Annotated in this window: 13 protein-coding genes and 1 tRNA gene; 12 read left to right on the top strand and 2 right to left on the bottom strand. The window is 55.3% G+C overall.

Annotated elements, in window-relative coordinates; all coding sequences use genetic code 11:
* The first annotated feature begins 100 nt into the window (after positions 1–100).
* The 11 genes from C1713_RS02640 (at position 101) to C1713_RS02590 (ending at position 11,576) form a co-directional block, all read left to right on the top strand.
* Positions 101–1,051 (top strand): malate dehydrogenase, encoded by a 951-nt coding sequence (locus C1713_RS02640; protein ID WP_009441983.1) that lies wholly within the window; start codon positions 101–103, stop codon positions 1,049–1,051.
* Positions 1,052–1,187: 136 nt separating this feature from the next.
* Positions 1,188–1,263: transfer RNA gene (locus C1713_RS02635), tRNA-Lys, on the top strand.
* Between the two features lie 79 nt (positions 1,264–1,342).
* Complete coding sequence (surE, locus tag C1713_RS02630) at positions 1,343–2,104, top strand: 5'/3'-nucleotidase SurE (RefSeq protein ID WP_009441984.1); 762 nt, start codon at positions 1,343–1,345, stop codon at positions 2,102–2,104.
* Positions 2,105–2,244: 140 nt separating this feature from the next.
* Entirely contained in the window at positions 2,245–2,907 is a 663-nt protein-coding gene (locus C1713_RS02625) for a precorrin-2 dehydrogenase/sirohydrochlorin ferrochelatase family protein (RefSeq protein ID WP_006689389.1), read from the top strand.
* On the top strand, positions 2,861–4,222 hold the full coding sequence (gene hemA / locus C1713_RS02620; protein WP_050343690.1) for a glutamyl-tRNA reductase: 1,362 nt from the start codon (positions 2,861–2,863) through the stop codon (positions 4,220–4,222). The genes C1713_RS02625 and hemA overlap by 47 nt, the downstream gene beginning before the upstream one ends.
* Complete coding sequence (gene hemC, locus C1713_RS02615; RefSeq protein ID WP_102492943.1) at positions 4,140–5,075, top strand: hydroxymethylbilane synthase; 936 nt, start codon at positions 4,140–4,142, stop codon at positions 5,073–5,075. The genes hemA and hemC overlap by 83 nt, the downstream gene beginning before the upstream one ends.
* The gene (cobA, locus tag C1713_RS02610; RefSeq protein ID WP_102492942.1) at positions 5,072–6,592 is read left to right on the top strand and encodes a uroporphyrinogen-III C-methyltransferase; all 1,521 of its coding nucleotides are present in this window, start codon (positions 5,072–5,074) and stop codon (positions 6,590–6,592) included. Before hemC ends, cobA begins: the two co-directional genes overlap by 4 nt.
* Positions 6,589–7,560, top strand: a complete 972-nt coding sequence (gene hemB / locus C1713_RS02605) for a porphobilinogen synthase (RefSeq protein ID WP_102492941.1) — start codon at positions 6,589–6,591, stop codon at positions 7,558–7,560. Before cobA ends, hemB begins: the two co-directional genes overlap by 4 nt.
* Positions 7,561–7,572: 12 nt before the next feature.
* Positions 7,573–8,892, top strand: a complete 1,320-nt coding sequence (gene hemL, locus C1713_RS02600) for a glutamate-1-semialdehyde 2,1-aminomutase (RefSeq protein ID WP_102492940.1) — start codon at positions 7,573–7,575, stop codon at positions 8,890–8,892.
* A 147-nt stretch (positions 8,893–9,039) separates the two neighbouring features.
* The gene (locus tag C1713_RS02595) at positions 9,040–10,695 is read left to right on the top strand and encodes a putative polysaccharide biosynthesis protein (RefSeq protein WP_039980707.1); all 1,656 of its coding nucleotides are present in this window, start codon (positions 9,040–9,042) and stop codon (positions 10,693–10,695) included.
* Positions 10,692–11,576 (top strand): diacylglycerol/lipid kinase family protein, encoded by an 885-nt coding sequence (locus tag C1713_RS02590; RefSeq protein ID WP_102492939.1) that lies wholly within the window; start codon positions 10,692–10,694, stop codon positions 11,574–11,576. The genes C1713_RS02595 and C1713_RS02590 overlap by 4 nt, the downstream gene beginning before the upstream one ends.
* 11 nt (positions 11,577–11,587) lie before the next feature.
* Here the strand turns inward: C1713_RS02590 and C1713_RS02585 are convergent, their stop codons facing one another.
* Positions 11,588–12,826, bottom strand: coding sequence for an ATP-binding protein (locus tag C1713_RS02585; protein WP_170950754.1), 1,239 nt, complete (start codon positions 12,824–12,826; stop codon positions 11,588–11,590).
* Positions 12,827–12,848: 22 nt separating this feature from the next.
* Entirely contained in the window at positions 12,849–14,096 is a 1,248-nt protein-coding gene (locus tag C1713_RS02580; RefSeq protein WP_102492937.1) for a tRNA(Met) cytidine acetate ligase, read from the bottom strand.
* 147 nt (positions 14,097–14,243) lie between these two features.
* Here C1713_RS02580 and mnmA point away from each other — a divergent pair, with 147 nt between their 5' ends.
* Positions 14,244–15,329, top strand: coding sequence for a tRNA 2-thiouridine(34) synthase MnmA (mnmA, locus tag C1713_RS02575; protein WP_170950753.1), 1,086 nt, complete (start codon positions 14,244–14,246; stop codon positions 15,327–15,329).
* The last annotated feature ends 6 nt before the right edge of the window (positions 15,330–15,335 follow it).

Genomic DNA, 15,335 nt, shown 5'->3' with positions numbered 1-15,335 from the left:
TAATGATTTCATAGTTCAGATCTATTGGTATACCTTGTTTTAATTGTGTTGTTTATTGTGAAACAAGCAGCACAAGAGCTTTACTAAGGAGGAAATACGTATGAAGGTAACTGTTGTTGGTGCAGGTAACGTAGGTGCTACCGTAGCAAACGTCGTTGCGCTCAAGAAGTTTGCGAGTGAGGTTGTCCTTATCGACATCAAAGAGGGTGTCTCCGAGGGCAAGGCAATGGACATGATGCAGTGCTCGCATGCGCTCGGCTTTGACACGACGGTCAAGGGTGTTACGAATGACTACGCTGCGACGGCAAATTCCGATGTTATCGTCGTTACCTCCGGTCTTCCGCGTAAGCCGGGCATGACGCGTGAGGAGCTTGTCGGCGTCAATGCAAAGATCGTCAAGAGTGTTGTGGAGCAGGCGCTGAAGCATTCCCCGAATGCGATCTTCATCATCATCTCCAACCCGATGGATGCGATGACCTATCTTGCACTCAAGTCCACGGGACTTCCGCGCAACCGCATCATCGGCATGGGCGGTATGCTCGACAGCAGCCGTTTCCGTTATTATCTCTCTGAGGCACTCAACAAGGCAGGGCATCCTGCAACCCCGACCGATGTGGACGGTATGGTCATTGGCGGACACAATGACAAGACGATGGTTCCGCTCGTCAGCATTGCAACGCTCCGCGGCATTCCTGTCACGCAGCTCCTCTCGAAGGATGTCCTTGCTGATGTTGTCCAGAAGACGAAGGTCGGCGGCGCAACGCTGACGGGGCTTCTTGGTACGTCTGCGTGGTATGCGCCGGGCGCATCTGCTGCAACGCTGGTTGAGGCGATTGCGCTCGATTCGAAGAAGGTTATTCCTTGCTGCGTCTACCTCGAAGGCGAGTATGGCGAGAAGGAACTCTGCGTCGGTGTTCCTATTGTCCTCGGCAAGGGCGGCTTTGAGAAAGTTGTCGATGTCAAGCTCGAGGGCGAGGAGAAGGTGAAGTTCGAGGAGAGTGTCGAAGCTGCACGTGCTGTCAATGCACAGCTCGCTGATGCACTGAAGTAATCTTTTCTCCGTGAAGGAATAAAAAAGGATCTCTTCGGAGATCCTTTTTTGTACGCGTGATTATGGAAAACACGCGAAGGGGATTGACAGGCATGTATTGTTCCTCTATAATAACTATGCACCGCAAGGTGCAGACGACTCACTAGCTCAACTGGCAGAGCAACTGACTCTTAATCAGTAGGTTCACGGTTCGATTCCGTGGTGGGTCACCATGAATGTTGCCCGCATATGCGGTTTTAGGCAGGTTGGCATACCAACCTGCCTTTCGTGTATCAAGCAAATGAGAGGAAGATGCCTTTGAATATCCTGATATCAAATGACGACGGGATTGCTGCAGAGGGGATTCATGTACTTGCGCGCCGCCTGTCTGGAGCACATCATGTGACGGTTGCAGCTCCTATGCATCAGCAGAGTGGTACGTCTCACGCGCTGACGATCGGGCGTGCGATTGAGGTGCGTGAGGATGAGAATTTCGATGCAGAGTGTCATGTCGCGGCGTGGGCGATCGACGGCACACCGACGGACTGTGCGAAGCTCTACCTGGATGCGATTGCAGAGGAACGTCCAAATGTTGTGCTTTCAGGGATCAACCACGGGTCAAATCTCGGTACGGATGTGATCTACTCGGGAACGGTTGGTGCCGCTTTTGAGGGATATTTCCATGGAATTTCATCGTTTGCACTCTCGCTTCTTGATGGCAGCAGTCTTTCATTTGCCGATGCGGCAGATTGTTTTGTACCATTCATGGAACAAGTTCTTACTGCTGCAGATCAGCCATTTTTGTTGAACATCAACTTCCCGAAGGATCTGGCGGGGGATGAGCCGCGATTTGTGTTCTGCCGCCAGGGTGGACGCGATTACGTGAATGCATTTGAGCGTATTGAGATGGAAGAGGGGCGTGTGCATTACAAGGTAGCAGGCGAGGTGTCTGATACGGATAAGGGAATTGGAACGGATATCTATGCGGTGGAGCATGGGCTGATCGCGGTGACTCCACTGGGCGTGGATATGACGGACTATCCGCTGCTGCGCCAACTGGGTGATGCGCTATAACCACATTGATAATCACTATAAAGAGAGGAGATTCGGCCTTCTCCTCTTTTTTTTCATTCCTGTATGCGGTATAATATTGAATATGAATGGGGTTCATGTTTCTTTAGTTAAAATTCGCGCGGTGAAGAGGAGTGAGTTGTGTGCTGTATCCGCTGAATGTCGATCTGAGCGGACGTTCTCTTATCCTTGTCGGCGGCGGCAGGGTGGCAGAGCGTAAAGCATGCAGCATTCTCTCTGCTGGGACGGAGGCATCCATCTGTGTTATCGCACCAAAAGTCACTTCTGTGCTGCAGGAGCATGCCGCGGCAGGCAGGCTGTGCTGGAAGCAGACATGCTATGCGGACGGAATGCTCGAAGGTGCGTTTCTCGCCTATGCGGCGACGAATCTGCGCGAGGTCAACGCGGCCGTGGCGTCGGAGGCAAAACGCAGAGGGATTCCTGTCAATGTCATTGATGATCCTGCGGCATCTACTTTTCAGGTACCTGCCTCGATACGCCGCGGCGAGCTGATGCTGTCCGTCTCGACCGCAGGCGGCAGTCCGGCGCTCTCGCGTGCGATACGGATGGAACTGGAGGAGATGTATCCGCCCGCCTTCGGAGTGTGGCTGGAGCGTGTATCATCCCTGCGGGTGGAACTACAGGAGAGTGTCTCATCGAGCAGTGCACGCACGCGCTTTTGGCATACGGCACTGCGCCCTGATATTTTGACCATGGTTCGTCATGGTGCGATGGAGAAAGCAGAGGTTGAACTACGGAATGCGGCTCTTGACTTTGGGGCTCAATCATCGGACTGCACCGATTGATGTACGTGAGCGGGTTTCGTTCTCGCGCGAGGAACTGCGCACGGGGCTCCAGAACCTAGGCGATTACGACGGAGTGAGCGGGCTTGTGGTTCTGTCTACCTGCAACCGAACGGAGCTTTACGCTGCTGTGGAGGAGCTCGCGGAGGGGGAGCGCTCCGTGCGGCAGTTCCTGTGCGATCTGGCGCAGGGCGGCGATGATCTGGATGCATATCTCTATACGTACACTGACGGTGCGGCGATTGAGCATCTCTTCCGCGTGGCGTCGAGTCTCGACTCGCTTGTACTCGGTGAGGGGCAGATTCTCTCACAGGTGAAGGGGGCGTATGCGTTGGCACGAGAGGCAGGCGTGACCGGGACGATCCTCAATTTGCTTTTTCACCGTGCTATTGCTACGGGAAAACGCGTACGGACGGAAACGCGCATCGCTTATCGTTCTGTGTCAGTAAGCTATGCTGCTGTCGAGCTTGCTGCTGCGTCTCTGGGAGGGCTTGGCGGCTGCGGAGCATTGATCTTCGGTGCAGGGAAGATGGCGGAATTGACGGCAGAACATCTGCGTGCGCATGGGATTGAGACGATCTATGTTGCCAACCGTCATATTGAGCGCGCACGGGGGCTTGCCGAGCGGATCGGCGGAGAGGCCATTCCGTTTGATCGTGCCATGGACTATGCGACAAATGTTGATGTTGTCGTTACATCGACTGGGGCACCGCATTATGTAATCAAGGCGTGGGAGGCGCGCCGCCTCATGACGCGTCGTCAGGGACGCAAAATCTTCTTTATCGATATTGCCGTTCCGCGTGATGTTGACCCCGATGTTGCGGGGATCAAGGGAATTGAGCTCTATAATATTGACGCACTCGAGGCAGTGGTGGATGAGCACCTGGGAGAACGGCAGGCGGAGGCGGTCAAGGCACAGAAAATTGTGGAGGAGGAAGTTGCCGCCCTTCAGGAACGCTTCAAGTATCTTTCCTTTCAGCCGCTTATGGCACTGCTCTCAGGACGATGTGAGCGCATTCGCGCGCGTGAGATCAAGCGTGTGAGCGCGAAGCTGCCCGATCTCTCGGAAGAGGAAGGCCGTCAGGTTGAGCACATGAGCCGCATGATTGTGCGAAAGATACTGCGCATCCCGATGATGAAGCTGCGGTCATCTGCGGGAACCAAGGATGAGGCATTTTACATCGAAGCAATGCGTTCTCTTTTTAAGTTAGATGCGATGGGAGAGACAGGAACCAGTGAACAGCGGCACAATCACTATCGGTACACGAGCGAGCAAGTTGGCTCTGTGGCAGGCGAACTATGTGGCGGAGGCCATTAAAAAGGAACATCCGTCCTGCTGTGTGGAGCTGCGTAAGCTGACGACGAAGGGAGATCGCATCCTGGATGCACCGCTCGCTAAAATCGGCGGCAAGGGGCTCTTTACGAAGGAACTTGAGCAGGCGATGCTGGATGATGCGGTCGATCTTGCCGTGCATAGTCTGAAGGATATGCCGACGGAGGTTCCCGACGGACTGGTCATCGGTGCGATTACAACACGGCTCGACCCCGGTGATGCCTTTGTCAGTGCACACTACGCTGCAGTGGAGGATCTTCCTGTCAGGGCACGCGTGGGTACGTCGAGTCTGCGCCGCCGCGCACAGCTTCTCGCCGTGCGCCCCGATTTAACGATCTGTGATCTGCGCGGAAATGTCAATACGCGTCTTGCCAAGCTCGACGCAGGGGAGTTCGATGCGATTGTGCTTGCGGCGGCAGGACTAAAGCGACTCGGTTTTGAACGTCGTATCCGCACCATTTTGCCGCGCTCTGTGATGCTTCCTGCGGTTGGGCAGGGAGCTCTTGCCATTGAATGCCGTGCTGGGGATGCCGCAATTCTTTCCGCCATTGAGTTTCTGCGTGATGCGGGTATGACGACGGCGGCACAGGCAGAGCGCGCGTTCCTGCGTCGTGTTGAGGGCGGCTGTCAGATCCCTGTCGGGGTTTATGCTGAGGTCGATGCTAATGGTCAGATTTCCATTGATGCTATGATTGCTTCGGTCGATGGACAGCGTATCTGCCGTTCTGATGCACACGGAGCAGGCGAGCAGGCTGAGGCTCTGGGAACTGCTCTTGCCGAGGAGCTCCTCGATGCCGGCGGACGTGAGATTTTGAAAGAGATTGGAATTACAGCATGAAGAACGGAATGGTGTTTCTTGTTGGCGCGGGTCCCGGAGATCCGCGCCTTTTGACCGTGGGGGCGATGCAGTGCCTGAAACAGGCGGATGTTGTTGTCTATGACCATCTTGCCGATGAGAGTATTCTCTCCTATGTGCCTGAGGCAGCAGAGCGGATCTATGTCGGCAAGCAGTCCTGCCATCATACAATGCGGCAGGAGGAGATCAATGTCCTGCTCGCAGACAAGGCGAAGGAGGGAAAGACGGTCGTTCGTCTGAAGGGCGGAGATCCGTTCGTCTTTGGCCGCGGCGGGGAAGAGGCTCTCGTTTTGCTGGAACGTGGAGTACCCTTTGAGATCCTGCCCGGTGTCACCTCTGCGATCAGCGTGCCGGCCTATGCCGGTATTCCTGTAACACATCGAGGTGTGGCGGTTTCCTTTGCCGTGATTACGGGTCATGAGGATCCGACGAAACCCGAGTCTCATGTCCGCTGGCAGCATCTCGCAACAGGTGTGGATACACTGATCTTTCTGATGGGCGTGGCAAATCTTACTGAGATCACGAAGCATTTGATCGAGAATGGGCGTCCCGCAGATACCCCGGCAGCACTTATTCGATGGGGGACACGTGCCGATCAGGAGACGTACGTGACGACGGTCGGTGAGGCGGCTGAGATGGTACGTCGTGATGGGATACGCCCGCCCGCGATTTTTATTGTGGGAGATGTGGTGCGCCTGCGAGACCGTCTGCGCTGGTTCGACCGCAGAGAGTTCCGTCCTCTTTTTGGGAAGCGCGTTCTTGTCACACGTGCGCGTGCTCAGGCCTCGGCATTGACGGAGAAACTGACGGCACTCGGTGCATCCTGCGTCGAGGCACCGGTGATTCGCATTGTTCCGCCGTCCGATTCGTACGCAGGCCTGGATTCTGCCATCGGAAAACTGCAGGACTATCACTGGGTGATCTTTACCAGTGTCAACGGTGTGGAGCATTTCTTTGCACGGCTTCATCACGCAGGAAAGGATGCACGAGCACTCGGCTATGCTAAAATTGCTGCCATCGGTACGGCGACACGGGATCGTCTGCGCACCTACGGGATCGAGGCAGATCTTGTGCCGCAGGAGTTCCGCGCAGAGGCAGTCGTGGATGCGCTCCGTCCGATTCTGCCGCCGCGTGCCCATATCCTCCTGCCGCGCGCACAGGAGGCTCGCGACGTTCTTCCTGAGTCCTTGGGTGCACATGGGGCGGTCGTGGATGTTGCCGCAGCCTATGAGACGGTACCCGAGACAGAACATGGGGAAGAGCTCGCCGCCCAGATGATGGACGGTGCGTTTGACTACGTTACATTTACCAGCTCCTCTACCGTCAAGAATCTCGTGCGCATGCTCGGCAATATTACGCCGCTGCAGCATACGAAGATTGCCTGCATTGGACCGGTAACGGCAGAAACCGTAGAGAGTTATGCGCTGATGTCTGCCATGACAGCCAGAACTTATACGATTGATGGATTGGTAGATTGCATAAGGGAGAATATAGAATGAGTATGATTCAGCGTCCGCGCCGTCTGCGCATCTCGTCCGGGATGCGCGATCTTGTGCGTGAGACAGAGCTGTCGGTGCGCGATTTTGTCTATCCGATCTTTGTCGTTCCTGGAGAGAAGATCAAAGAAGAGATCCCGAGTATGCCGGGGTGTTTCCACTACTCTGTGGATCAGGTCGCAGCACTCGCATACGAGATCGCAGCGCGTGGGATTCGCGCCGTCGAGGTGTTCGGCCTTCCTGCTTATAAGGATGAGGACGGCAGCTCTGCATGGGATATGGAGAGTCCTGTCCAGCGCGCGATCGCTGCGATCAAGGATGCCGTTCCTGAGCTGCTGGTTGTCGGTGATGTATGTCTCTGTCAGTATACGACGCATGGACACTGTGGGCATCTCACGGGACACTATGTCGATAATGACAGGACGCTCGCACTCCTGCAGAAGGTTGCCGTAAGTCAGGCAAAGGCGGGGGCAGACATCGTTGCGCCGTCCGATATGATGGATGGACGCATCGCCGCCATTCGCGAGGCACTTGACGAAAATAAATTTGAGAACACCTCCATCATGAGCTACGCAGTAAAGTATGCCTCGGGATACTATGGCCCTTTTCGCGATGCGGCAGACAGCATGCCCGCTTTCGGCGACCGCAGGCAGTATCAGATGGACCCGTCGAATGTCCGTGAGGCACTGAAAGAGACTGCACTGGATGTGGAAGAGGGCGCTGACATCATCATGGTTAAGCCGGCTCTTGCCTATCTCGACGTGGTACGCCGTGTCTATGAGGTGACAGATCGCCCCATTGCCGTCTACAATGTCAGCGGCGAGTACGCCATGGTCAAAGCGGCGGCAGCAAATGGCTGGATTGATGAGCAGCGAATTGTTCTGGAGACGCTGACGGGCATGAAGCGCGCCGGTGCAAAGATCATCATCACCTATCATGCCTTGGATGCTGCTGACTGGATGAACGGATAAGGAGAGAGCTATATGCGCCATACCGAAAAATCAAAGGCTGCCTTTGATGAGGCAAAACAGTATATGCCCGGCGGGGTCAACAGTCCCGTCCGTTCGTTCGCCAATGTGGGGGGGAACCCTCTCTTTATTGCACGAGCGGAGGGGTCGTATATCTACGATATTGACGGGAACTCTTACATCGACTACGTGGGATCATGGGGGCCGATGATCGTCGGGCACGCACATCCGCAGGTGGTGAAGGCTCTGCAGGAGGCTGTGGCGCGTGGGACGAGCTACGGTGCACCGACGCTCATGGAGACGGAGCTGGCCAAGCTTGTTCAGTCGGTCTATCCAACCATTGAATCCATCCGCATGGTCAACTCGGGTACCGAGGCGACGATGAGTGCACTGCGACTGGCACGCGGCTATACCGGACGGGATAAAATCGTCAAGTTCATCGGATGTTACCACGGGCATAACGACAGCCTCCTCGTCAGCGCAGGCTCAGGCATGGCGACCTTCGGCGTTCCGAGTTCTCCCGGTGTGACGAAGGGGACGGCGGCGGATACGATTGCTGTTCCGTACAACGATGAGGACGCCATCCGCGATGTGATGGAGCGCGAGGGCGATCATATTGCCGCCGTCATCGTTGAGCCGGTCGCGGGAAATATGGGGCTGGTGCTGCCGCGTCAGGGCTATCTTTCTCTGCTGCGCGAGCTGACCGAGCAGCACGGCACGCTTCTCCTCTTTGATGAGGTGATGTGCGGCTTCCGTGCGTCCTTGGGCGGTGCACAGGCTGCCTATGGCATTCGCCCCGATCTCACCTGTCTCGGCAAGATCATCGGCGGAGGCCTGCCCGTTGCGGCATACGGTGGACGCCGTGAGATCATGGAGCAGATTTCGCCCTCGGGTCCCGTCTATCAGGCGGGCACACTCTCGGGCAATCCGCTTGCCATGACGGCGGGCATTGAGACGCTGAAGCTCATCACGGCAGACCCCGAAGAAGGCAAAGCGGATTACAGCCGTGAACTGACCATCAAGACGAAGAATCTCCTGCTTGGCTGGCAGCGTACGGCGAAGGAGGCAGGCGTGCCGATATGCGCGCATCAGGCTGGCTCGATGTTCGGCATCTTCTTTATTGATCGTGATGTCTATAACTATGAGGATGCCGCTGCCGCTGATCAGGATGCCTTCCGCATCTGGTTCGAGACGATGCTCGACGAGGGTGTGTATCTTGCCCCGTCCCAGTTTGAAACGGTATTCATGTCGGGAGCGCATACAGACAAAGACATTGAGCATACGATTGCCGCATCGGAGAAGGCGTTTGCCGCAGTCAAAAAAGCACGAAAATAATTTTCCTCAAAGACCTCATGCGACTGTATCGTGTGAGGTCTTTTTGTGGTTTGAAACATCTGTCCGTGTGAGTGAAGTCCATTGATAGTGGAGGCAGTTCATGATATAATTCAATCGATATTATTCTCATAATTAGCAGTTGAGGCGGTGTTTCTCATTAGTGAGATGAATGTTGCGGAAGGGAAGAATAGCAAAGGAGAATCCTTTCTCAAGGGTACTTTTGTTCTGACCATCGCAGGTTTTGTGGTTAAGGTGATCGGGTCGCTGAACTGGATCTTCGTCTCCCGTATTCTGGGCGGCGAAGGTATTGGTCTCTACCAGATGGCGTTCCCCATTTATTTTTTTGCCATGACAGTTTCGCAGGCTGGTGTCCCGGTAGCGATTTCGATTATTACGGCGGAACGCGTCGCACTCAAGGATATCTACGGAGCGAAGCGTGTGTTTCGCATCTCTATGATGCTCATGGTGCTGACAGGACTGCTCTTTTCGATTTTGACCTATTTGGCGGCAGACTGGCTGATCGAGTGGCAGCTGATTCGTGATGCGCGTGCCTACAAGGCTGTGGTGGTGCTTGCCCCGACGGTCTTTTTCGTGACCCTGCTCGCCAGTTCACGCGGGTATTTGCAGGGATGGCAGCGCATGACGCCGACGGCGGTGTCGCAGATCGTAGAGCAGATTTTCCGCGTGGTGACCATGATTGTCCTTGCGAGTCTTCTCATGCCATGGGGGCTGGACTACGCAGCTGCCGGCGCGTCACTCGGGGCTTTCGCAGGAGCGGTGACGGGGCTCATTGTTCTCGTCTACTTCCATATCAAACTGGAGCGGGATATTGCTCGTGATTACGGGACGGAGCTGAAACCGCTGCCGAATGTTCCTTACGAGACGCGGTTTTCGATCATTCATCGTATTTTTAAGCTGGCACTTCCAGTCTCGGCGGCGAGCATTATGCTGCCCGTGGTCTCGAATCTAGATCTGATGATTGTTCCGCAGCGTCTTGAGGCAGCAGGCTATAGCATCAGTGAGGCGACGGAGCTTTTCGGTTATCTGAACGGCATGGCCGTCCCGCTCGTCAATCTGGCGACGATCCTGACTGCATCCATGGCGATGAGTATTGTGCCTGCCATCTCGGAGTCACGCGTGCTTGGCGATCAGGCGCGCGTCTACGATCAGACAGCAGCGTCCGTGCGCATTTCAAATTTCGTCTGTTTTCCCGCCTTTGTCATTGTGTTTATTTTGGCGACGCCAATTTCTTCGCTGATCTACAATGCACCGGGCGCGGGGCCTGCGGTCATGATCTCGGCGGTGAGCATCATCCTGCTCGGTCTGCATCAAGTCTCAACGGGAATTTTGCAGGGACTTGGTCATCCGACCATCCCCATGGTGAACATGGTGCTCGCAGCGGCGGCAAAGATTTTTCTAAACTGGCATCTGACGGCGATCCCATGGCTCGGCATCATGGGCGCTGCATGGGCAACGGCGGCAGATATGGGTGTCGCGGCGATCATCAATCTTTACTTTATCTACCGTTTTATTGGCTATCGTATCGAGCTCCTCCAGCTCATCAAGACGATATGTTCTGCCGGGATTATGGCATGTGCTGTCCACTTTTTCTACGCATGGACACTGGCATGGTGGGGGATTGCTGCGATTTCTACCTTCGGTGCGGTGTTCTTCGGCTGCTTTGTCTATGTGGCAGCGATGATCCTGCTGCGCGGCCTGATCGAGGAGGATCTGCATCGTCTGCCGATGGTCGGCGCGGTCGGCATCCGATTTTTACAGCGGATTGGAGTGTATAAGTCATGAAGAAAATGGCATTGATCTACAATCCGGTCTCGGGACATGCTCTCTTCAAGGGGAAGCTGGATATGCTGATTGAGCTTTTTCAGCGTCACGACATCATGCTTTGCCCCTATCGCACGCGTGGGAATGGGCAGGATCAGCTCAGCCAGTTCCTCTGTGAGATTGCCCCTGCTGGCGTACTGGCGGCAGGCGGTGATGGAACGGTGCACGCAGTAGTGAATGCACTGCAGGATGCAAAGATCGACCTACCACTCGGTATCTTAGGCAGCGGAACATCAAATGATTTTGCTACGCACCTTGGGATCGGCGGAGATTGGGAGTCCTATGTGGAGCGCATCGCGGCGGATGAGTCGCGGCGCGTCGATCTGGGAGTTCTGGAAGGGCAGGGGCGTTATTTTGTTAACGTCCTCAGTGCCGGTGTTATGACGGGGATCGCCCATGAGGTGAAGTCGGCCTACAAGAATGCGCTTGGCAGAATCGCCTACTATCTGAAGGGAATCGGAGAGCTTCCGCGCCTGCATTCATTTCCGGTGCGCATTACGGCGGATGGTGAGCACTATGAGGAAGAAATTTTTCTGTTCGTCATCGCCAACAGCCCTGTGGTGGCCGGGATGAAGCAGATCGGCAGCGGTATTGCGATCAATGACGGGATGCTCGATCTCCTTGCCGTAAAAAAAACAGGCCTGCCGCAGTTTATGTCTGTGGCGGCAGACCTGTTTGCCGGAAAACCGGTATCGGAGCGGGACAATATCCTGCACATACGTGCACGGACATTTGAGCTAACAGCGGATGCACCGCTTTTTAGTGATGTGGACGGGGAATGCGGACCACGTCTTCCGCTGTGTGTGAGGACCGTCCCGCTGGCACTCTCCGTGTATTGCTGAGTTTGTTCATATTATTCGTTGTTTCCCAAATAATAGGCGACGAATTGCTGTGCCGTGCGACCACTGCGCCCGCTGTGCGTCATCTCCCAACGAAGCCCCGCAATGCGCAGCTCCTCAGGTGTCAGGTGGATGCCTTTTTGTGTGAGCATATGGTCGATGATTGCCAGATATTCTTCCTGATCCGGTGTATGGTACTGAATGATGAGACCAAAGCGATCCGAGAGAGAAATCGCTTCGTTGATACTGTCATCGCGATGGACCTCATCCTGCTCGCGCTCACGCCATGTCTCACGGATGAGGTGACGGCGATTGGACGTCGCATAGATGCGTACATTGGAGGGGCAGGATGATACACTGCCCTCGATTGCGGACTTGACCGCCTTGAACTCGGCATCCGAGTCCTCAAAGGACAGATCATCCAGGAAAATGATAAATTTTCGCCCCGCATAACGGCGCAGTTCGTTCATGATCGTGCTAAGTTCACGCAGCTGTTCCTTGGTGACCTGTACAAGACGCAGACCGTTCTCTTCGTATTCGCTGACCAGAGCTTTGACGGCGGAGGATTTTCCTGTCCCGCGTGTCCCAACGAGGAGTACGTGGTTGGACGGCTTGCCGAGGACGAAGGCGCGCGTGTTGCGGATAAGCTGCTCCTTCTGGTGCTGATAGCCGATGATATCCTTCATACGAGGGCACTCAAAGTGGTCGATGCCGCAGATCTGGTGTGCTGCGCTGTCCCAACGGAATACGGAATAGGACGCCATATCTCCATAGCCATAACGTGCGTAGAACGTTAATAGTGCCTCGGCGTAGTCCTCCGTCGTCTTTGCCGCATCGAGCAGCGGGAGAAGAAAATCCTCTGTCTTATCGTAGATGTTTTTCGTGGGCTCGTAGTTGTCCAGCAGCTCAGCCTTTAGAAATGCACTGGTAGGAAGTGCGAAGATTGGATGCAGCAGGGCGATATCCTGATAGAAGATATGGCGCAGGCTGTTTCCGGGCGGCAGCCCCGTGCGTTCCATTGTTTCCGAGACGATATTCGGTGTGTGCGTAATGATGTGGAGGAGGTAGCGCGGCAGCAGATTTCCGCGCAGACCGAGATTCTCTGCAGCGGCGATCAGTGCTGCACAGCATTCACTGCGCTCCTCTTCGCCCTCATCTCCGTACATCATGGCATCTTCCAGTGCGGCGAGGACAGGATCCATGCGTAAATTATGCAGGGTGAGCAGGCTGGAAAGATTGACTTGTGGTGCCATAGAACATAGTCCTTTCTGTAACTCATTCATGATAGATCGGCGAGGAGAGAAAATCTGTGCCGCATGTGCCGTCATGTGGCTGTGGCAGTGTCAACGTACGCAGCTCTGTGGCACGTGTATCGAAGGCGAGCATTTGCTGCAGCAGAGACAGCTTCGCTGGGGAGCGCGCACGCGCATCACTCGTCAACGTTTCTGCGGTACGTACAATAATTGGGAGAGGACAATTTTTTTTAATGTGCCGCAGCAGCGTTCTGCCTCTTCCATTAAATGCCAAGGGGCGGATGTAGAGACAGCCGGCGCGGTCAAAGTCCTCTGCCTGTATTTTTTGCAGCCGCAGCAGGAGGTGGATGGCGAGACGTCCGATGCGGCTCTTTGGATAGCGCTTGGATGATGCATGTGTCAGCAGCTCTTCGTAGGTCTCTGCCATACGCAGTGCACGCACCAGACGGTTTTCGATCCCCTCGGATATACCGTAGATGCTGTGGAGCTCTGTGTCCGTCATGGTGAGGATCTCATAGCGCAGGAGACGCAGGAGTTCTCCGTGAGAGGGGAGTGCGTGCGGATGGGTACGGCGCAGATCACCAAGCACGTTTGGCAGGACACACGCTGCGATGTGCTCCCATGAGGGGACGTCCCGTTCCAGTACTGTGCGGATGGAGGATGCACTGGTGATGCCGCTGCGCAGTCGTGCCTCTCCGTGCGCCGCTGTTTTGCGCGGCAGGGCAAGCGGAGTGATGTCTGCATCCTTGGCGTGGAGTGCGCGCAGGTACTCCATGCCGAGGATATTGTTCGGCGTACGCAGGATGCGTGCTTCGATGCCAAGCTGCTCCGCTAGGGCAGAGGAGAGTGCCGCTGCGTAGGACAGTCCCATGGAGAGTCCATGCGCAATCCTGTGCTGGATTTTTTCTGTGTCGATCTCCCGTGCAGCTCTTTCGAGCGGGGCAATGTCCGCAGCCTCTGTGCCGAAGGCAAGGTGACTGACGACGCCGAGCTGCATGAGGAGGGAGACGCCGCCGCGTGCAAAGTCCTGTGCACTACGGCAGGCAAAGACAAAAGGGAGCTCAAGTACGAGGTCAGCACCACCGTCGACAGCGTGACCTGCCCGTGTCCACTTGTCAAGAACGGCGGGCGTTCCGCGCTGCGTTATGCTGCCGCTCATGACGACGATGACGCCGTCCGTAGAGGGGAATCTTCGGCGCAGTTCACGAAGCTGCCAGGCATGACCGTAATGGAATGGATTGTATTCGGCGATTACCCCGATGACGTCCATAGTTCACCTCCCCTTTTTTCTTTTTAATTTTATCAAAAAAGAATACGTTTGTGTAGTCCTTCGTTCACAAATACAATATCTTGTATTTTCGGAATGCGAATGCTATACTAAATTCACATTTGATTGAATTTCATAGTGGAGCAAAGGATGGAGAAACAACGTGTTGTCGTCGCGATGAGTGGAGGTGTGGACAGCTCGGTCACGGCGGCACTTCTTCAGGAGCAGGGATATGAAGTCGTCGGTGTGACGATGCGTCTCTCGGAGGAGGCGCGCGACGCCGACCTCGATGGGCGCAGCTGTTGCTCTCTCTCGAGTGTGGACGATGCGCGCCGTGTCGCAGATATCTTGGGGATTCCACACTATGTGATGGACTTCACCGATCCATTTCAGCGGCTGGTGATTGACTATTTTACGCAGGAGTACGCGCGTGGGCGCACGCCGAATCCGTGTATTGCGTGCAACCGCTATATTAAGTTTGAAGGGCTGCTGGAGAAAACACGGGCGCTTGGTGCACAGTATATTGCCACAGGGCATTATGCTCGGATCACGCATACGGAAGATGGAACCTACCATCTGCGAAAGGGCATTGATGCGGCGAAGGATCAGTCCTACGTGCTCTATCATCTGACACAGGAGATGATGGATCATGTTCTCTTTCCGCTCGGGGATTATCGCAAGGACGAGATTCGGCGTATGGCGGAGGACTATGGGCTTCCCGTTGCCCACAAGGCGGAGAGTCAAGAGATCTGCTTTGTCCCCCGTGACGACTATAAGTCCTACCTGCGTACGCACGCACCGCAGACGATGCAGACGGGGGCGATCACGGATCGTACGGGACATGTCCTCGGCACACATGAAGGCATTGCCTTTTATACCATTGGGCAGCGCAGGGGGCTCGGGATTGCGGCAGAGCATCCGCTCTACGTGACGGCGTTGGATGCGTCTGAAAACCGTGTGATTGTCGGTGCATCTGATGAGGTCTTTGCACACGCACTGACGGCGTCCGATCTGAGTTGGACACTGTCGCGGCCACCACACAAACCTCGTCGTGTGCGGGCAAAAATACGCTATGGAAAACGCGAGGCAGATGCGTGGATGGAGCCACAGGGCGATGGTACTGTGGCGGTACATTTTTCCGAGCCACAGCGTGCTGTGACACCGGGGCAGTCCATTGTATTCTATGAGGGCGATGCCGTACTGGGCGGCGGCAGCATCGACCATGTGATACCATGAGCCGCT

The organism is Centipeda felix (assembly GCF_900186465.1).
Classification (GTDB): Bacteria; Bacillota; Negativicutes; order Selenomonadales; family Selenomonadaceae; genus Centipeda; species Centipeda felix.
The sequence above is the reverse complement of the archived record's forward strand: the minus strand, read 5'-3'. Positions and strand labels throughout refer to the sequence as shown.